General features: G+C 57.0%; 20 protein-coding genes. 16 read left to right on the top strand and 4 right to left on the bottom strand.

Going from position 1 to position 18,744, the window contains the following annotated elements; genetic code table 11:
- Nucleotides 1–222: 222 nt before the first annotated feature.
- From FXO11_RS14240 to FXO11_RS14230, 3 genes are all read left to right on the top strand, one after another.
- Nucleotides 223–1,059, top strand: a complete 837-nt coding sequence (locus FXO11_RS14240) for a 23S rRNA (adenine(2030)-N(6))-methyltransferase RlmJ (protein WP_148863592.1) — start codon at nt 223–225, stop codon at nt 1,057–1,059.
- Nucleotides 1,060–1,125: 66 nt separating this feature from the next.
- Complete coding sequence (locus tag FXO11_RS14235) at nt 1,126–1,536, top strand: DUF1330 domain-containing protein (RefSeq protein WP_148863591.1); 411 nt, start codon at nt 1,126–1,128, stop codon at nt 1,534–1,536.
- A 237-nt stretch (nt 1,537–1,773) separates the two neighbouring features.
- Nucleotides 1,774–2,799: an META domain-containing protein gene (locus FXO11_RS14230; RefSeq protein WP_148863590.1), complete on the top strand. Its 1,026-nt coding sequence runs from the start codon at nt 1,774–1,776 to the stop codon at nt 2,797–2,799.
- A gap of 90 nt (nt 2,800–2,889) precedes the next feature.
- On the opposite strand, the gene dctP is transcribed toward FXO11_RS14230, so the two are convergent.
- Nucleotides 2,890–4,023, bottom strand: a complete 1,134-nt coding sequence (gene dctP / locus FXO11_RS14225) for a TRAP transporter substrate-binding protein (RefSeq protein WP_148863589.1) — start codon at nt 4,021–4,023, stop codon at nt 2,890–2,892.
- Nucleotides 4,024–4,152: 129 nt separating this feature from the next.
- On the opposite strand from dctP, the gene FXO11_RS14220 reads away from it, so the two are divergent.
- Together FXO11_RS14220 and FXO11_RS14215 are read left to right on the top strand one after the other, a co-directional pair.
- A complete protein-coding gene (locus tag FXO11_RS14220) occupies nt 4,153–4,836 on the top strand; it encodes a TRAP transporter small permease (RefSeq protein ID WP_148863588.1) in 684 nt (227 codons plus the stop codon).
- Entirely contained in the window at nt 4,829–6,160 is a 1,332-nt protein-coding gene (locus FXO11_RS14215) for a TRAP transporter large permease (RefSeq protein WP_168203175.1), read from the top strand. Before FXO11_RS14220 ends, FXO11_RS14215 begins: the two co-directional genes overlap by 8 nt.
- A gap of 77 nt (nt 6,161–6,237) precedes the next feature.
- Here the strand turns inward: FXO11_RS14215 and FXO11_RS14210 are convergent, their stop codons facing one another.
- Nucleotides 6,238–6,639, bottom strand: coding sequence for a DUF4168 domain-containing protein (locus FXO11_RS14210; protein ID WP_148863587.1), 402 nt, complete (start codon nt 6,637–6,639; stop codon nt 6,238–6,240).
- Nucleotides 6,640–7,143: 504 nt separating this feature from the next.
- Between FXO11_RS14210 and FXO11_RS14200 the strand changes: the two genes are divergently transcribed.
- Both FXO11_RS14200 and FXO11_RS14195 read left to right on the top strand, forming a co-directional pair.
- Complete coding sequence (locus tag FXO11_RS14200; protein ID WP_148863586.1) at nt 7,144–8,046, top strand: DMT family transporter; 903 nt, start codon at nt 7,144–7,146, stop codon at nt 8,044–8,046.
- Nucleotides 8,043–8,321, top strand: coding sequence for a GIY-YIG nuclease family protein (locus FXO11_RS14195; RefSeq protein ID WP_148863585.1), 279 nt, complete (start codon nt 8,043–8,045; stop codon nt 8,319–8,321). Before FXO11_RS14200 ends, FXO11_RS14195 begins: the two co-directional genes overlap by 4 nt.
- 146 nt (nt 8,322–8,467) lie before the next feature.
- Here the strand turns inward: FXO11_RS14195 and FXO11_RS14190 are convergent, their stop codons facing one another.
- Nucleotides 8,468–9,367 (bottom strand): alpha/beta hydrolase, encoded by a 900-nt coding sequence (locus tag FXO11_RS14190; protein ID WP_148863584.1) that lies wholly within the window; start codon nt 9,365–9,367, stop codon nt 8,468–8,470.
- Nucleotides 9,368–9,622: 255 nt separating this feature from the next.
- Between FXO11_RS14190 and FXO11_RS14185 the strand changes: the two genes are divergently transcribed.
- Together FXO11_RS14185 and FXO11_RS14180 are read left to right on the top strand one after the other, a co-directional pair.
- A complete protein-coding gene (locus FXO11_RS14185; protein ID WP_148863583.1) occupies nt 9,623–10,666 on the top strand; it encodes an alpha/beta hydrolase in 1,044 nt (347 codons plus the stop codon).
- Nucleotides 10,667–10,699: 33 nt separating this feature from the next.
- A complete protein-coding gene (locus FXO11_RS14180) occupies nt 10,700–11,359 on the top strand; it encodes an OmpA family protein (RefSeq protein ID WP_148863582.1) in 660 nt (219 codons plus the stop codon).
- Nucleotides 11,360–11,434: 75 nt separating this feature from the next.
- Here the strand turns inward: FXO11_RS14180 and serA are convergent, their stop codons facing one another.
- Complete coding sequence (serA, locus tag FXO11_RS14175) at nt 11,435–12,664, bottom strand: phosphoglycerate dehydrogenase (protein ID WP_148863581.1); 1,230 nt, start codon at nt 12,662–12,664, stop codon at nt 11,435–11,437.
- A gap of 211 nt (nt 12,665–12,875) precedes the next feature.
- On the opposite strand from serA, the gene FXO11_RS14170 reads away from it, so the two are divergent.
- The 7 genes from FXO11_RS14170 (at nt 12,876) to FXO11_RS14135 (ending at nt 18,742) form a co-directional block, all read left to right on the top strand.
- Nucleotides 12,876–14,270 (top strand): FAD-binding oxidoreductase, encoded by a 1,395-nt coding sequence (locus tag FXO11_RS14170; RefSeq protein ID WP_148863580.1) that lies wholly within the window; start codon nt 12,876–12,878, stop codon nt 14,268–14,270.
- Nucleotides 14,271–14,406: 136 nt separating this feature from the next.
- Complete coding sequence (locus FXO11_RS14165) at nt 14,407–15,084, top strand: SIR2 family NAD-dependent protein deacylase (RefSeq protein WP_148863579.1); 678 nt, start codon at nt 14,407–14,409, stop codon at nt 15,082–15,084.
- A 50-nt stretch (nt 15,085–15,134) separates the two neighbouring features.
- A complete protein-coding gene (locus FXO11_RS14160) occupies nt 15,135–15,485 on the top strand; it encodes a VOC family protein (protein WP_148863578.1) in 351 nt (116 codons plus the stop codon).
- A gap of 498 nt (nt 15,486–15,983) precedes the next feature.
- Complete coding sequence (locus FXO11_RS14150) at nt 15,984–16,754, top strand: substrate-binding periplasmic protein (protein WP_202980230.1); 771 nt, start codon at nt 15,984–15,986, stop codon at nt 16,752–16,754.
- Nucleotides 16,755–16,941: 187 nt separating this feature from the next.
- Nucleotides 16,942–17,289 (top strand): DUF2834 domain-containing protein, encoded by a 348-nt coding sequence (locus tag FXO11_RS14145; RefSeq protein ID WP_148863576.1) that lies wholly within the window; start codon nt 16,942–16,944, stop codon nt 17,287–17,289.
- 126 nt (nt 17,290–17,415) lie between these two features.
- A complete protein-coding gene (locus tag FXO11_RS14140; protein ID WP_227545913.1) occupies nt 17,416–17,952 on the top strand; it encodes a DUF421 domain-containing protein in 537 nt (178 codons plus the stop codon).
- Nucleotides 17,953–18,232: 280 nt separating this feature from the next.
- Complete coding sequence (locus tag FXO11_RS14135; protein ID WP_148863575.1) at nt 18,233–18,742, top strand: DUF2243 domain-containing protein; 510 nt, start codon at nt 18,233–18,235, stop codon at nt 18,740–18,742.
- Nucleotides 18,743–18,744: the final 2 nt, after the last annotated feature.

Genomic DNA, 18,744 nt, shown 5'->3' with positions numbered 1-18,744 from the left:
CTCCCTGGTGGAATACCGTTGTTTAAAATTTTAATGATAGTTATTTGTATTTGCGATTATAGGCCGGGCTTAAAGATTTGCAATGCAAGCGGCCTTCGTCGGGATGGCCAGTGTTGATGGAATGGCTGACGACGGTTTGGCAGATGGTTGCTGGACGCCTCGTCTTGCGGCTTAATGGTTCTTCTCGAAATGCCTTCGCCTCGACCGGAAACCTGTTCTTTTATGCTGAGTTATCTTCATGCCTTCCACGCGGGCAATTTTGCCGATGTGCATAAGCACCTTGGTCTTTACATCGCCTTGCACCTAATGCAGCGCAAGGCGACGCCTATTGCCTGCTTCGATACGCATGGGGGCAGCGCGCACTACGACCTGACGGGCGAACAAGCCAGAAAAACGTCGGAGGCGGAAGGCGGTATCCAACGGGTATGGGCCCAGCGCGACAAGCTTAAACACATGCTGTGGCGCGATATCTGGGGTGTTATAGGGGAGGCCGACGGGGCCTCTACCATCCGCTACTATCCGGGCTCGCCCGCCTGGCTCTATGGTTTGAAGCGGCAGCAGGACCGGATCACAGCGTTCGAACTGCACTCGAATGAGAGCACCCGGTTGCAACAATGGGCAAAAACACGGGATGTACGCGTAACGGCTGGCGATGGGTTCAAAGGCTTGCTGGCGTCTTTGCCTCCTTCCGAACCCCGGCTGTTCACGTTGATCGACCCGCCTTATGAAGTGAAAGACGACTACGCAACGACTGCCGACACGGTGATTAACGCGTGGAAGCAGTGTCGGCACGGTGTCTACCTCATCTGGTATCCGGTCCTGCCCGGGGCCCAATTCGAAACGATGATCCAGCGTCTTCAGGCAAGCCCGGTCAGAAAGGTACTGCACAGCCAGTACGTGCTCGACCAGGCACCGGCGCGGGGCATGAGGGGCTCCGGATTGTTGCTGGTCAATCCGCCCTGGGAGTGGGGCGAGACCTTGCAGGCCCTCTTGGACGAAATCGCTGGGAGCGGCGCTATTGCGGCCCACCATCGTCTGGACTGGGCGGTGCCGGAATAACCAACCCAATCGAACCTTTGCTATTGAAAATTGGATCTTATCTTTCAAAAACAAGGAGTCTAGTTTATGTCATCGATCCATCCTTCTCGCGCAAGCCTGGAATCGCTGGTTCGGCATTTCTCGCCGGATGAGCCGGTCGTCATGCTGAATTTGCTGCGCTTTCACGATCAGGCGAACTATAAGCCGGAGGATCGAGAAAAGCCCTGCACGGGCCGTGAAGCCTATGCCCGATATAGCAAGCTGGCGCTCGCCCAGCTGGAAAAGGTAGGCGCGAAGCCGGAATGGGTGGGCGAGGCGATGACCAACGTGATCGCGCCCGAGGATGAGGTGTGGCACGAGGTATTGCTGGTGCGCTATCCCTCCGCAGAAGCGTTCCTCGCGATGACCGGCGATCCGGAATACCAGGCTGTGGTTCATCACCGTACGGCGGCGCTGGCGGATTCGCGACTGATTGCGACCCGGCCGAAAAACCGTTGAGGATCGAACGGTGTGGCCTCCGGGAAGAGATGGGATGCTCTCGTAGGAGCAAGATTTTCTGGGGGCCGAGATCTGTTCCAATGTAAAACTGGCCTGGCGACTCGCAACACACGGTGACGTCTGCTTCTCCTCCGAACTTTGCGGCCGGTCGTCGTGACGCAGGTACCGATTAAAAGCGCTGATTAAAAGCGCCGATCAAAAGTGTCGACCGATTGAGTATTCGATTAAGGAATCTATATGAAGGCTAGTCTATCGCTGCCGGTTGTTTTGTTTTCGGTTGCCGGGCTGATGGCGGGTTGCGCCAGCAAGGGGCCAGTCGATGGCGGAGGTGATCGAACGCTGCCACTGAGCCCGGGAACCTATACCTCCGAAGATGAGCGGCAGGTTTGGGCGTTCTGGGAGAACGGCATGTTCGAGCGATCCATCGTGAGAGACGAGACTGCCGAAGCTGATCCCCAGTTCGATTGGGGTCAATGGCACGATATCAATGGTATGGGTGTGGCCATTGCGCGTGGCGGCGATGCGTCCCGCTACTTTCTCGATGTGCAATCGGCGGAAGCGGTCACCCTGAAGCGCTCCGAGTCTGCTGACGCTTCGGTCCTCTACCGCGAAGACGACGCCGAACCCCTGGAAACCGAACGCCCCATGACGGTCTGTTTCATGACTCAGGCCGACGCGCCGCTTGCCTATGAACCGCGTACTCGCCGCAATTGGCCGGTACAAATGGAGGCGGCCTATCCGCAGCTTGAAGCGGCCTATAGCGGCTCCGGGTTGCAGCCGCCAGCGCGCCTCCCCATGCAGGTAACCGCGCACTGGATTATGGACGATGCGCCGGAAGGCAGCGGCGACGTGCTGTACCTACGTGCCGTTGCTCTGGATGCGATTATGGAGCCGGGGGAGGAAAACTGCCCTCAAGTGGGCTTGCAGAAAACCTACTGGGTACTGAAGACGCTGGGTAACGAATCGATTGAACCGGTACAAGGCAAGCGGGATGTTCACATTGTTTTCGATGCGGAGCGAAAGCTTTCAGGCCTCGCCGGCTGCAATCGTTTCAGCGGACCCTACGCGCGTAGCAAGGACAGTCTCGCGCTTGGGCCGTTGGCCTCGACGCGCATGATGTGCCCGGACCGGGCGGGAACGGAAAATGCTCTTTTTGTGGCGTTGGACCGTACTCAGCGTTTTGCCATCGAGGGCGAAACCTTGTTGCTGATGACCGAAGATGGGAAGGTTTTAGCGCAGTTTCAGGCCGGGATGCTCAAGTAGGTCAGTGCGTTTTGCATACGGGTATTGGCGGGTAAACCATTAAAAAAGGCGTGGCCGGAGCCACGCCTTCAGGCAGGAAGCCTCGAGAGGTTACTGCTGGCCTGAGCCTGATTCAGAACCTGAGCCGCCGTCTTTCTCTTTAACCATCGAAGTGACGGTGTCCAGCAGTTGTTGGCCTTTTTCGCCAGCCTGCTCGACATAGGTGTCGCGTACACCCATGCTCGCCTCGCGGAAAGCCTGACGCTCTTCATCGCTCAGCGTGATAACTTCGGTGTCGCTGTTGCTCTTGATCTTCTCCAAACGCTGCTGGTTGAACTCCTCCTGCTTGTCGTAGATGAAGTCCACCATCTCGTCGCGGGTTGCATCGACCCACTTGCGCTGTTCCTCAGGCAGGTTTCCATACCACTCGTCGTTGGCAATGACCGTAGCGATGAACTGCGCGTGCTTGGCGATGATCATGTAGTCCTGAACTTCGTAGAAGCTCATTTCTTCAATGGCGAAGATCGGATTGACCTGGCCTTCGATCTGCTTGAGCTGCAGCCCGCTATAGACTTCGGAGTAGGGCATCGGCGTCGGGTTGGCACCGTAGGCCTCGTAGGATTGGGTCAGGATCGGCGACGTCATGGTGCGGATCTTGAAATCATTGAAGTCGGCCGGTGTGCGCAACGGCTTGTTGGCGGTCCATACCATCCAGCCTTCGGGCACAATGCTCAGCAGCTGAAGGTTCTGGCTGGCGTATTCCGGCGCCAGAATGTCGTGTACGTCCTGGCTGGACAGCACTTCCTTGTTGACTTGGTTGTCATCGGAAAGCACGAAGTGCAGCGTGAAAATACCGACTTCCGGAATGACGGACGCCAAATGGCCCGGGGAGGCGAAGGCCAGCTCGACGGCTTTTTGCTGGACCAGTTCGGTCAGCTGAGATGAAGTACCCAGCGAACCGTAAGGATAAACCTCAATCTTCACTTGACCGTCGGACTTCTCTTCCATGCGCTTCTTGAATTCCTGAGCGTAGGCATCCTGTACGCTTCCTTCGATTTCTTCGAGGGCGAAGCGCCAGGTTACAGGCTCACTTTTAGCGGCAGTTTCAGATGACGAGCTTGAGGATTGCTGTTGTTGGGTATTGGCTTCCTGATTCGCGCTGTCATCGCCTGAATCCGAGCATCCGACCAGTACGAATGACATCAGAAGGGTCAGGCTTCCCAGCCAGCGGATGAGTATTCTCATGTTCTTTTCTCCTTTGAGTTCTAACCAACATCGCCACGATAACACACTATCAAATAGACATATTTCTTGAAGTTTGCCATCTATTACAACGTATACTGTATTTACCTGAAAAGAAAATGGAGCGAAACCATGGCATCACCCAGGGGCGCATCCGATGGCCCGGAAGAACCAGAAAAAAAGGGAAAGGGAAAAAAGCAGGGGCCCTTTCACATGCTCGATACCGGGCTCAACGTCGTTGAGCAGGGTATTCTCATTACCGGCATACTGGTTATGGCTGCGACCAGTATCGTTGGCGTCTTCGCCAGGAATATGGGGCACAGCCTATCCTTCGTCGACGAACTCGCGCAGATCCTTGTGGTTATCGTGACCTTTGTCGGTGTCGGTCACGGGGTGCGTAACGCACGTCACATTCGCGTTTCTGCCCTGCACGACATGTTGCCGAAAAAAGGCCAAAAAATATTGCTCACCTTTGTGAGTTTTTTCTCCTGCGCTCTGTTGGCGCTGCTCGCAGTGTACTCCATCCACTACATCGACAATCTGCAGAACTCCGGTCGGGTGATGCCCTCGATGCAATTGCCTCTGTGGATTCCCTACCTCATCGTCCCCGTCGGTCTGATCGTGGGTTCGGCCCAGTTTTTCCTGGCCGGTGTACGTAACATAATCAGCGAGGGCGCTTGGCTATCCTGGCATAATCCGGACGAATACGAAGAAGAACTGGCCATTGAAGCGGGGCTCTCGTCGGAACAGCAGGAGCACTTCGAACGCGAGAACGAAGCGCCGAACGCCGACGACAAGGAGAAGTCCAATGGATAAGGTCATGGAGTTTATTGGCCTGGCGGGCATGAGCACGTTTACCACGGCGATTGTGGTCGCGGTCATCATGCTTGTGTTCCTGCTGCTGGGCTTTCCTATGATGGTGCCGCTGCTGATCGGAGCCATGGTTTTACTATTTTCCCAGTTTCCGTTCCTAGAAGGGACGGTTCTGATCCAGCAGATGATCGGCGGCATTTCCCAGAGCGTACTCGTAGCGGTCCCGATGTTTATCCTGGCGGCGGATATCATGATCAAAGGGCACACGGCTGATCGGTTGCTGGATGTGGTGTCCAAGTTCGTCGGCCACCTGCGCGGCGGCCTGCCCATGACCACTGCCGTATCCTGTACGCTGTTCGGCGCCGTTTCTGGCTCCACCCAGGCGACAGTAGTGGCCATGGGCCAGCCGCTTCGACCCAAACTTATCGAGGCCGGCTATACCGATAAATTCGCGATGGCCTTGATTATCAATGCCAGCGACATCGCGCTTCTGATCCCGCCGTCCATCGGCATGATTATCTATGGCGTAGTTTCCGGCACCTCCGTCGGCGATCTGTTTATCGCGGGCATCGGTCCAGGGCTAATGATCCTGGTGCTCTTTTCGGTCTACTGCTATTTCAAGTCGGTGCGGCTCAAAATTCCGACCAAGGAGAAGGCCAGCTGGTCCGAGCGGGGGGCTGCGCTTAAAAAAGCGATTTTGCCCATGGGGTTCCCGGTCATCATCATCGGCGGTATCTATTCGGGGATGTTCAGTCCCACCGAAGCGGCGTCCATGTCCGTGGCCTACGCGCTGTTGCTGGAGGTGGTGATTTTCCGTCAGGTCAAGATCAGCGATTTGCCGTCCGTTGCACTCTCGACCGGGTTGATCACGGCGGTTGTCTTTATCCTCGTAGCCGCAGGGACAGCCTTTTCCTGGGTGATTTCCTTTGCCAAGATTCCGGACTTGCTGCTGGGTGACGTGGTCGCCAACGCCGCGGACAGCCCGTACTTCATTCTGGGCTTGATCGCCGTGTCCTACTTTATCGGCTGCATGTTCGTGGACCCGATTGTCGTGATCCTCATCCTGACGCCGATTTTCGCGCCCGCCGTGGAAGCGGCCGGTATCGATCCGGTACTGGTCGGTACGCTGGTGACACTGCAGGCCGCGATTGGCTCGGCAACGCCACCGTTCGGCTGCGACATATTTACCGCCGTCGCGATATTCAGGCGACCGTATCTGGAGGTAATCGCCGGTACGCCGCCGTTTATTGTGCTGTTGCTCCTGTCGACGGTACTGCTCATTATGTTCCCGCAGATCGCGTTGTTCCTGCCTGGATTAATGGAGTAGCGAAGCTAAGGAGCCTAACAGTCAGGCACAAAAAAACCCCGCTGGCGAAGCGGGGTTTTTTGATGCTGAATTGAAAATTACATCAAGGCATCCACACGGTTACGCACTTTCGGCTCGCTGTTGTAAGCGGTCGCGATGGCATTGTAGGTGGGGATGTCCAAACCCTTGTCCTGAATGGCAGTGACCATCTTGTCGTTGGCCTCCATCTGCAGTTTCTGGGCCTTGTTCTGGTCATCGGTCTTCTCGATCTGAGGGATGTACTCCTCACGGATGCCGCTGATGTCCTCTTGGACTTTAACGAACTTCTTCAGCTGTGCATCGGTATAGTTGGTTTTCTGCGTGCCCGTGGCCGAGGGATTCTGGTAGCCCTGGCTCTGCTGGTTTTGGGTCTGGCTCTGGCTTTCGGTGGATTGCGCCAGGGTGGGACCGGCGGCGAGCATCGACATGGAAACTGCAAGGGAGGTCATCAATGTTTTCATAGAAATCTCCTCACTATTTTTTCGCTGATTTTTCGCTGACAAGTTGTTTCGCTAACTCGTTTCTCGCGTACTGCTTTCCCAAAAGTGCTGTAAAAGAAGCACCTGCGTAAGTGACGACTTACCCAGAGGCTCTCGTGGATGGCGCCAACACATGAGCGACAACCCATCCGTCTCTGACACTCATCACCTTGCCAGTTCTGCTTTTTGGTTCAAGTTAAGGATTACCCATTCTTTGTCCATAAAGAACAACGCTGAAAGGTCGCTCCCAGGCCGTTCGGGAGCCCGGATCTCTGGCGGGAAAAGGGTCTCTTGGGGTATTGTGCGATGTTCGCCTAAGAGGGTGTTGCAAAACGTAGCGAGCGAAGGCCAGGCAAGGCGGAAATCCGCGAAAAAGCGCAGTTTACTAATAGTAAATGAGCATTTTGAGCGAATTTCCAACGCCGCATGGCCGAGCGCAGTAGTTTTGCAGCACCCTCTTAAGCCACTGCGCGAGCCTGGAAGAATATGAAAAACCAGAAGCATGCACTGATGTTCGGGGGCGCCACTGTGCTGCTCTGGTCCACAGTGGCAACCGCTTTCAAGCTCTCCCTGAGGGATCTGGCGCCGCTGCAGTTGATGCTGATCGCCTGCACGACATCGGTGGCGGTGCTGGCGGCGATTATCGTGATCCAGCGACGGGTACCGGCGCTGTTTGAATTGACTGGCCGCCAGTACCTGGGGTCAGTGGTAATGGGGCTGCTCAACCCGGTGCTTTACTATCTGGTGCTGTTCGAGGCGTTCGATCGCCTTCCGGCGCAGGAGGCCCAGCCCCTCAACTACACCTGGGCCTTAACCCTGGCTTACCTTTCGGTGCCCTTATTAGGCCAGCGGCTGAGCCTGGCCGATATCGTCGCTGGCTTGATTTGTTACAGCGGGGTGGTGGTGATTGCCACGCGGGGCGATGTGCTGGCGCTGGCGTTTTCCGATGCGGTGGGTGTCTTCATGGCCCTGGCCAGCACGGTAATTTGGGCGGTCTACTGGATTGCCAACACCCGGGATACCCGCGACCCTCTGGTCGGGCTGTTCCTTAACTTTCTCTTCGGTTTACCGTTTATCGTGGTCATCTGCATGGTGACCGACGGGTTGCCCACGGGCTCCAACACGGCCTTGCTGGCGTCGGTGTATGTCGGTGTCTTTGAGATGGGCATTGCGTTCGTTCTGTGGATGTTCGCCATGAAAAAAGCGGAAAATACGTCCCAGGTGAGCAATCTTATTTTTATATCGCCGTTCCTTTCGCTGGTATTCATCCATTTCATTCTGGGTGAGGAGATCCTTAATTCCACCTACGTGGGACTGATACTGATCGTTGTGGGGTTATGGTGGCAGCAAAGGGGGCGGAGACGGGAAAGGGTCGCCGAAGCACGATGACACCCTGGTTTCTTTACCTGGTGCGGACCCGCACCGGCACGCTTTACACCGGTATTACCACAGATGTGAAACGCCGCTTCGCAGAACACCAATCCGGTGGCGCTCGCACGGCGCGTAGCCTGCGCGGCAAAGGGCCGCTGGCGCTGGCCTACTCCGTGAAGGTTGGGGACCGTACCCGGGCGGCGCAGCTCGAGTATGCGCTCAAACGCTGGCCGCGTGTACGCAAAGAACGATTGATTGCCGGCATGATTCGCCTGGAAGACATTGAGCTTTAAGGCGTGGTGTCAGGTCCTGCTCAGTAGCCCAGTCAACTGGCGCGTAATACCGTTGTGTAGCCACGTGTTCGATATCGGTCAGGCCCAAGGTCAATCCTGAACAGAAGAAGCAGTATGCGGTCGCGGCGCTTTAAGATGTGATTGATTCAGCGCGGGGTATTGACGTAGTGGGCCAGATGTTCCGCTATCCGCCGTATAGCTTCGTTGGCGGCGTCCAGAGGGCCAGCGTGAATCTGAAAGACATGCCAGAGGTCGGTGTACTCCTCCAGCGTCGCATTGACGCCGGCCAGGCGTGCCTTCTCGGACAGTCGGCGGGCATCGTTCAACAGTATTTCCTGCGTGCCGGCCTGTATCAGCATCGGCGGCAGCCCATCGATGTTGCCGTAGAGCGGAGAGATGAACGGCTCTTCAAGCGACAGTCCGCTGCAGTAGTTTTCGGCGGCTTTTCTGATCCAGCCCAATTGCAGGACGGGCTCGATGTCCGGCGTGTGGATATGGCGGTGGGTGAGATCCAGCCATGGCGATAACATGATCAGCGCTCCGGGCAGCGGCAGCTTTTCCTGCTTGAGCTTCAGCGCCAGCGCCAGAGTCAGGCCCCCGCCAGCCGAATCTCCGGCAATACTGATGCGGTTCGGGCGGTAACCGAGCCCCAGCAGGTGCCGATAGATGGCCAAGGCATCTTCCAGCGCGGCAGGGAACGGATGCTCCGGAGCCAGACGATAATCCGGAACGAAGATAGTTCCCCCGGATGCCTTGGCGATATGGCCGGTTATCCCTTTATGGGTCTGCGCCGATCCGATGGTATAGGCGCCGCCATGCAGATAGAGCATGGCGGTGGCGTTGGGGGCGCCGTGGGTCACCTTCATGTAGGGGACGTTGTTGATTTTTGACCGGGAAAACAGGCATTGGCGAGGTGGCGGCGATAATCGATAGGCCTGGCGGATCAACGCGCGTTGAATGCCCACCGGCATCCCGGGCCGGAGCAGCGGCTTGACCGTGGTTTGCAGGGTAAATCTGAGAGCATTCTGTAAAGCGCTTTGCAGCATCGAGAACTCCGTTGCCATTCCGGCCATTGTCACTGATCGACTTGCGGATTGATGTGGCCATATACCCGTGAGCACGCGTGTATTTGGGTCAATACAGCACCATCGCACCCCCTCACGTTGTGATAATGTAGTTCCACTGAAATCTGGTTGCACTGAATTGTCGCGGCAAATCGGTTTGGCGTCATCCAGATGACAGAGACGTAATCACGTCTCTGAAACCCCTTTCGTAGAATGTCCGCAAACGGCGAATTCACTGTGTATTGGAAAACCGATAATCTGGATATGCCCGAGTGGGAACGGGCCAGCCTGATCTCACTGTTGCCTGATTTCGCCATTGGCGAGGTCCAGGGAGCAGCGCGTGACGGGCGGGCAGAGCTGCAGGAGGAGATCGCCGCCTACTGCCGCTTCTACGGCCTGGATCTGTGGGTCGAGCACCCGGATGTACAGTACACCGTCGGTAACCTCAAAGCCGGCGCCCACCGTGTGGCGATCCATTATTACCGCCTGCCGCAATCGCGTGGCACGGTTTTTATCCTGCACGGTTATTTCGATCATGTTGGCCTATACAGCCAACTGATCGATCGCTGTTTGGGGGCGGGTTTTGACGTGCTGGCCTACGACCAGCCGGGCCATGGCCTTTCAAGTGGCACGCCTGCGGCGATTGGCAGCTTTCTGGAGTATCAGCAAGTATTGGCCAATGTGCTCGATGCCGCCAGAGACAGAGCTCGCGGCCCCTGGTTTGCGGTGGGACAGAGCACCGGCGGCGGGGTACTGATTGACTACTTGCTGAACACCGCGCTCAGCGGCAAGCCTGCATTCAGACACGTCGTTTTACTGGCGCCCCTGGTGCGCCCGGCGGGCTGGATCGGCGCGAAGGTGCTGCATAGCGTGATGCGTCCGTTTATTTCGCGCTGGCGCAGGATGTTCTCGGCGAACAGCGGCAATTCCCGCTTCCTTCGTTTCCTGCGCGAACATGACCCGTTGCAGGCTCGCGCGGTCCACGTGGACTGGGTATCGGCGTTGCGCCAATGGGTGCCGCTGATCGAGGCCGCGCCACCGGTGGATTTCCCGGTCACCGTGATTCAGGGGGAGAAGGACCTGACGGTCGACTGGCAGCATAATCTAAGGATTATCAAGAATAAGTTTTCGTCGGTCACCGAGCGCCGGTTGCCCAATGGCCGTCACCACCTCGTAAACGAGGCGACCGACCTTCAGGCAACGGTGTTCAACGTGACGATCAACGCGTTCGTTGAACGAAGCAATGAAACGGCCGAGGCCAAATCAGCCGCCGGCGTGTAGTAGACGTAAAAAGCAGTTAGGGAGTGATGTAGGATGAAGAAAACGATCATGGCAGTCGTGGTTGCAGGGGCCACGCTCAGCGGTTGTATGACTTACGACCCGTATTCGGGAGAAGAGAAAGTATCCAGTGCCACCAAAGGCAGTGTGATCGGCGCCATCTCCGGGGCGGCTGTAGGCGCGGCGACTTCCAGCAAAAGCGACCGTGGAAAGGGCGCCCTGATCGGCGCAGCCGCGGGTGGCGCAGCGGGCGGTGGCATCGGCTACTATATGGATCGCCAGGAAGCGCAATTGCGCCACAAACTTGAAGGCACAGGCGTTCGCGTCAAGCGCAACGGCAACCAGATCGAGCTGATCATGCCGGGCAACATCACCTTCGATGTCGACCAGGCCTCGATCCGGCCGACATTCACCGGTGTCCTGGAATCCGTGGCTTTGGTTCTCAAAGAATATGACGAGACCATGATCCAGATTGAGGGCTATACCGATAGCACCGGCTCGACGTCCTACAATCAAATGCTTAGTGAGCGCCGCGCTTCGTCCGTTCGGGATTTCCTGCTCAACCAGGGCATTACCTCATCACGGACACGGGCAACGGGCTATGGCGAGCAACACCCGGTTGCCTCCAACGACTCGGCAGCCGGCCGCGAGCAGAATCGCCGCGTCGAACTGACGCTGGTGCCGATGCAGGGTTAACAGCGCCCTCGGTAATAAAAAAGGCGTGCTCCCAAGGGACCACGCCTTTTTAGTTCTTATCGGGAGGCAGTCCGATTAGAAAAGAACGCGGCAGCGGATGGTGCCATGAACGGATTTGAGCTTCTCCAGTGCAAGCTCGCCATAGGCCTTGTCCACGTCGATGACCACGTAGCCGATGTCTTCCTGGGTCTGCAGGTACTGGCCGCAGATGTTGATGCCATTGTCCGAGAACACATGGTTGATTTCGGACATGACGCCCGGGATGTTCTCGTGAATGTGCAGCAGGCGGTGCTGGTTCGGATGGGAAGGCAGCGCCACTTCGGGGAAGTTGACGGACGAGACGGTGGTTCCGTTATCGCTGTACATCGCTAGCTTTTCCGCCACCTCGCGGCCAATGTTTTCCTGCGCCTCGATGGTGGAACCACCGACGTGTGGCGTCAGGATCACGTTGTCGAACTCCCGCAGCGGGGAGACGAACTCCTCCTCGTTGGACTTCGGTTCGACTGGGAAGACGTCAATCGCAGCGCCGAGCAGCTTGCCGCTCTTCATGGTTTCCGCCAGGGCTTCAATGTCTACCACCGTGCCGCGAGACGCATTCATTAGAATGCTGCCCGGCTTCATCTGAGCCAATTGCTCGGCGCCAAACATGTACTTTGTGGCCGCGGTTTCGGGAACATGCAGGCTCACCACGTCAGCGATGTTCAGCAGCTCCTTGAGGGAACTGACCTGGGTGGCATTGCCGATAGTCAGCTTGGATACCACGTCGTAGAAATAGACTTTCATGCCGAGGGATTCGGCGAGCACACTGAATTGCGTGCCGATATTGCCGTAGCCGATGATGCCCAGGTTCTTACCGCGGATCTCGTAGCTATCCTTGGCGGACTTGAGCCACTCGCCGCGGTGGGCCTTGGCATTTTTTTCGGGAACCCCGCGCAGCAGCAGGATGGCCTGCGCCAGCACCAGCTCGGCCACGCTACGGGTGTTGGAGAACGGTGCATTGAACACCGCCACGCCACGGCGGGTCGCCGCCTTCAGGTCCACTTGATTCGTGCCGATGCAGAAACAGCCCACGGCAACCAGCTTCTTGGCCGCCTCGAATACGTCTTCGGTTAGCTGAGTGCGGGAGCGGAGACCGACAAAGTGCGCGTCAGCGATCTTTTCCTTTAGCTCGTCCTCTGCCAGGGAGTGCTTCAGGTACTCAATGTTGGTGTAACCCGCTTCGTGCAACGTATCCAGCGCAGACTGGTGGACACCTTCCAGCAGCAGGATCCGAATCTTGCTCTTGTCGAGGGACGTATTTGCCATGGGCTTAACAGACCTTTCGTCGCGTGATGTAAACCGTGTCCGCAGCCGTCCAGGCGGCCGGGCTCGCAGAATAGGGCCGGTATGATACCATAATCGCCCGTTTTGACATTGTGTTCGGTGACTTCCATCAAATCCCTGTGACGCCTGCCACCGCAGCGCTGGGAACTGATTGAAACGCCGTGGATTTGCCTTTCACGAGACCTACATCTACATGACTGCCGACCCGATTATTGATGCCCTCAAAGACCTTGTAGACGACGGCAAGGTGCTCACGGACCCGGACGATCTCGACAACTTCGGCAAGGACTGGACCAAGATCTACCCGCCCAAGCCGGTCGCCATCGTTTTCCCCAAGACTACCGAGCAGGTGCAGGCGCTGGTCCGCTTCGCCAACGAGAATCAAGTTGCCCTGGTGCCTTCGGGCGGTCGTACCGGTCTCAGCGCGGGTGCCGTTGCGGCCAATGGCGAGGTGGTGGTCGCATTCGACTACATGAACCGGATCCTCGATTTCAGCGCCAGCGACCGTACGGTGCGCTGCCAGGCAGGCGTGATTACCGAGCAGCTGCAGAACTTCGCCGAAGACAACGACCTCTACTACCCGGTCGATTTTGCGTCCGCAGGCTCCAGCCAGCTAGGCGGCAACCTCTCCACCAATGCCGGCGGTATCAAAGTCATCCGTTACGGCATGAGCCGTGACTGGGTTGGCGGCCTGACGGTCGTTACCGGCAAGGGAGACATTCTTCACCTGAACAAAGATCTGGAGAAGAACAATACCGGCTACGATTTGCGCCACCTGTTCATCGGCGCCGAGGGCACGCTGGGTTTTATCACCGAAGCGACCATGAAGCTGACCCGCAAGCCGGACAACCTTACGGTGTTGGTGTTGGGGCTGGCGGACCTGACGAATACCATGGACGTGCTGCAGGCTTTCCAGAAGCAGATCGACCTGACCGCCTACGAGTTCTTCTCGCATGAGGCGATGCAGTTCGTGCTCGCCCATGGCCAAGTGCAGGCGCCGTTCGAAACCGAAGCGCCGTATTACGCACTGCTGGAGTTCGAGGCTATTTCCGACGAAGTGATGGACACCGCCATGAGCCTCTTCGAGCAAACCGTCGAGAACGGCTGGGTGTTGGACGGCGCCATCAGCCAGAGCGAGACCCAGGCCAAGAGTCTATGGATGCTGCGCGAAGGCATCTCCGAGTCCATTGCCCCGCGCACGCCCTACAAGAACGATATTTCTGTGGTGGTTTCCAGGGTTCCGGAATTCCTGACCGAGATCAACGCCGTGGTCACCGAGCATTACCCGGACTTCGAAATCATCTGGTTCGGCCACATCGGCGATGGCAACCTGCACCTCAATATCCTCAAGCCGGAGGACATGGCCAAGGAGGTGTTCTTCGACAAGTGTCAGCAGGTCAACAAGTGGGTATTCGAGATCGTCGAGCGCTATAACGGCAGCGTTTCCGCCGAGCACGGCGTGGGCATGACCAAGAAGCCCTATCTGCAATATACCCGAAGCGAAGCTGAGATCGCCTACCTGAAAGGCATCAAGCAGGTGTTCGACCCGAAGGGCATTATGAATCCGGGCAAGATCTTCGATCTTTAACCCGAAGCGATCACCGGTCTGGATAGTCCAGGCCGGTCATCCGGCATCAGCATTACCTTCCCGATAAGTCCGTCTCCACTCAGCCGTTGGCAACTGCTAAAGTGTCAATACATTTCCAACGCATGCGAGGCCGGATATGCAAGATCACATCGTCGTCCTCACCGGCGCTGGCATGAGCGCCGAGAGTGGGCTGGCCACCTTTCGCGACAACGGCGGCCTGTGGGAAAAACACGATGTTTACGACGTCGCTACCCCCGAAGCCTTCCAGCGCAATCCCGAACTGGTCCTGCGCTTCTACAACGAACGCCGCCGCCAGTTGAAAGGCGCCCAGCCCAATCCCGCCCATAAGGTCCTGGCGGAGTTGGAGAAGGACTATCGCGTCACCATCGTCACCCAGAACGTCGACGACCTTCACGAACGTGCCGGCTCGACCAACGTGGTCCATCTCCACGGCAAACTCACCGAAGCCCGTAGCAGCAAACGCGAAGACCTCGTTTACGATATTGGCTACAACGAGATTCGGCTGGGCGACACCTGCGACCAGGGCAGCCAGATGCGCCCCAATGTCGTCTGGTTCGGCGAAGCCGTCCCCATGATCGAAACTGCGGCTGATGTGGTTGGCACCGCCGATCACCTGTTAATCGTCGGCACATCGCTACAGGTATACCCAGCAGCCGGTCTAGTGGACTTCGTGGATTTCGATGTGCCGATCACCGTGATTGATCCGGGTGAGTCGAATGTGTCCCGGGCGCGGGTGATTCGGAAGCCGGCAAGTGAAGGGGTTTTGGAGTGGATGGCGTCTTTGCGTCATTGAGAAAGGCGGTTATCGAGTTCGTTAGAATCTATTGAGCCCAGGGGCGAACGATGAAAGTAAAACGCATTATGGCGAACACGGCGACGCCGGATCTCGACAAGGCCGCCGCCTTTTACGGAGGCATTCTGGGTCTTGAGCTGTTGATGGACCACGGCTGGTTCCAGACTTACGGCTCGACCGAAGACATGACGGTCCAGGTGAGTTTTGGCTCCGAGGGTGGCTCAGGCACACCTGTGCCGGATTTGTCCATCGAAGTGGACGATCTGGACACGGCACTGGCGAGGTTCAACGAGGCGGGCGTTCCCATTGAATACGGGCCTGTAAGCGAACCGTGGGGCGTGCGGCGCTTCTACGTTCGCGACCCGTTTGGAAAGCTGCTCAACATCCTGCAGCACGAATAAACCGGACGAATGCACCACAGGTTTTGTGGACATCCTTCAGGCAATACTGCTCTGGATGAGAGCCCGCTATCCTGCGCGTGTGCGGATGCTTCAATTATCCGGCATCGGTGCAGAGAATCTTTTTCGCATTCCCCGAACTTGGCTATGCTTGAACTAAGGAGCCTCTGAAAAAGTCCATTCTGCGGCGAATCACTGCGTTGCGCGGTGCTCAGACACTCGCCTACCAGCAAGGTATGTCTCGCGTCTTGCGCTCCGTGCGCCTTGCGCTTCATCCACAGCCTGAACTTTTTCAGAGGCTCCCTAACAGTCCCGATGCGCCGGAGGGCGGCGTTTGTGGGCGTAAACCGGATGGCGTTCGTACAGATACTGGATTCTGAATGACCAGGATTAGCGCAGTCCCGGAACCTGGGCGTACAGATGGGAAAAATTGTTCTTATAGTTTTGCTTTTGGGGCTGAGTTGCGCTGCACAGTCAGCGGCGCAAACCTTGGTGGTGGGCATGGAAGATGCCAATAACGCGCCGTTCGAATACTTGGACGAGAATGCTCAACTAACAGGGTTTCACGTTGAAATCGTGCGGGCGGTGGCGGAACGGCTCGGGTGGAGGGTGATCTTTCGGCGCTACCCCTGGAAGCGCGCGATGCGTGCGCTGGAGGAGGCCGAAGTCGACGCGGTGACCTACATGGCTTACTCCTATGAACGGTCGCAGTTTGCTGTCTTCCTGCCGGACAATTTGTTGCATATTTCCGACACCCTCCTCTACATCAGGACGAGCCGTGCGGAAGAGATTCAGTATCAGCCGCCCCTGGATCGGATGGTGCGCCAGTGGCGGACTGCCGTTCCCAACGGCTACTATATGAGCGACAGCATCAGTGGCTTACTGGCAGAGGGCGCTCCCATTGAGCGGCCTACCGTGACGCAATCGCAGCTCTTCGACATGCTGCTTAGTGACCGTTACGATGCCGTTTTTGGTGCCGCTATAGCGCGGAATCGGGCCGGGTCAGGAATCGAGGGCCTCCATCATCAAGTTCAGCCTCTCAAAGGTGCGCGTTTTGCTGGCAAACAGATGTATATCGCGTTTGCCCGGCCAGACGCTCTGACGGCTTACGAAGAGGACTCGCGCAAAGCTGCCGTTTTTGCGCAGGCCTACCGGCGATTCCGGGAAGAGCCCGCGTATGGGCTCCTGGCCGAGCGGTTCGACATCGTAGCGTTAGGCCATCTCCCCCGCACTGAGAGGTTCAGCCAGCTTCCGACCGCGGCAAACGACTGAGAACCGTCTTCATTTTTCCGGCGCCAAGCAATTCGAAATCCGAAATTCCTAGTTCCGAGTGTCTCTTATTGAGGCATGCATGGAAGCAATTGTTGCGAAAAACGGGTTTAATGACCGGTAGCTTCGCCTGGCTCTAGCGCTCTAGATTGAGCCCCGGGTCATTGTTTACTCACAACCAAGGACGATCATGAGAATCTCACCCCTCCCTCTTGTTGTTTTCTGTGCATTCATGGCTTACCCCTTCTGGGTAATGGCAGGCGCAGAGCAATCGCTCCTCGCGTTTGGTATGGCGTTAATGTCCAGTCCGGACACGGCCCAGGTCGTTATCGATCTTTATATATTCGCGGTCTTGGGCTGTATCTGGATGTATCAGGATGCGAAAAGCCGGGGTAAGGGGATGCTGTATATCGCTCCATTTTTCGTGTTAACCGCAGTATTCGTTTCGGCCGGCCCGCTGCTGTATCTGGCTTTACGGGGAGACGATCGGGCATGTTCGCCGAGCAGTTCGCAAAAGGCCGGTTGGCCGTCGAGCTAAACGGCAATCCCTGAAGGCGGCGCAGGGACGCCGATCTCGGTCGGTGCTGTCCCGTTCGTAAACCTGCGGCCTCGTGATTCGAAGCCGCCCTTGCCTCGACCTGGGCGTTACAGACAGGAGGGAACCTTGGAAAATATTCTTTACGACGGGTGGGAAGGACTGGCGCGCATTCTGGTGATCGGTGTTCTCGCCTATGCCTGTTTGATTCTTTGCCTGCGCATCTCAGGTAAACGTACCTTGGCGAAGATGAACGCTTTCGATCTGATCGTGACCGTTTCTCTGGGCTCGACCTTGGCATCGATCATCTTGAGTAAAAACGTCGCGCTCGCTGAAGGCGTTCTCGCGTTCATGCTTTTAATCGCTCTACAGTTCGTAGTGACCTGGTCCAGTGTGCGTATCCAATGGGTCCGAAAGATTGTAACGGGAGAGCCGCAACTGCTTCTCGAAAGGGGGCGCTTTATTCCTGAAGCCCTGCTTCGTGCCCGTATCACGAAGGGCGAGGTGCTTGCCGCGGTACGAACGGCGGGAGTAGCCAACCTGGATGTGGTTCAGGCGGTAGTGCTGGAAACGGACGGCTCGTTCAGCGTCGTACGCCATGAGGCGCACAGTGAAAATTCCAGCCTGGCTGATGTCCGGGGCTTCGAGGTGCGACGGGTTGGTTAGGGAGCCTCTGAACAACTCCTGGATCGCCTCTGGCTCTAAAAGCCCGAAGGGCGCGCTCTGAAGGCTGCATCTGCCGCGTTGCGGCTCTTGGCAAGGGCTACGGCCATTACCAGCGAGCCACGCCTTGCAGCTACAGCCTTCAGAGCACGCAGAGGCGGTCCAGGAGTTATTCAGAGGCTCCTTAGAACACAAATTACGATAAGTTAAATCCCCATAATGGATGGGGAAATGTGCCAAGCTTCGGTAACCGCATATCATGGACGACAAAGGGAGCAGTCCCATGGCCAGTGATCAGGCGCACCAAAAAGATCGAACTTTTCCAACCGCGGCGGGCATATTCTTTGGTTTAGGTCTGGGCGGTTTTTTCGATGGCATTGTGCTGCACCAGATTCTGCAATGGCACCATATGCTGACGAGCGCCGGCTATCCCGATACGAGCTTAACCAACCTGAAGATCAATACGCTATGGGACGGTCTGTTTCACGCAAGCACCTATATTTTTGTTGTCGTGGGGCTCGTTCTGTTATGGCGGACGTCGCACCGCTCGCGCTTGTGGTGGTCCGCAAAGCTTCTGATCGGTTCTTTGCTCATGGGGTTTGGCCTTTTCAACGTGGTTGAAGGACTTATCAACCATCAGTTGCTGGGCATCCATCACGTCAATGAAACTGTGCCGCCATCGGAATGGCTCTATTGGGATATTGGATTTCTGGTGTGGGGCGCCGCCATGCTGATTGGTGGCTGGGCCCTCTACAGATCAGGTGTGAGGAAATCGCCCCGCGGAGCGGTTTAAGC

This window comes from Marinobacter fonticola, from assembly GCF_008122265.1.
In the GTDB taxonomy this organism is placed as follows: domain Bacteria; phylum Pseudomonadota; class Gammaproteobacteria; order Pseudomonadales; family Oleiphilaceae; genus Marinobacter_A; species Marinobacter_A fonticola.
This window is presented reverse-complemented; position numbering and strand designations above follow the sequence as displayed.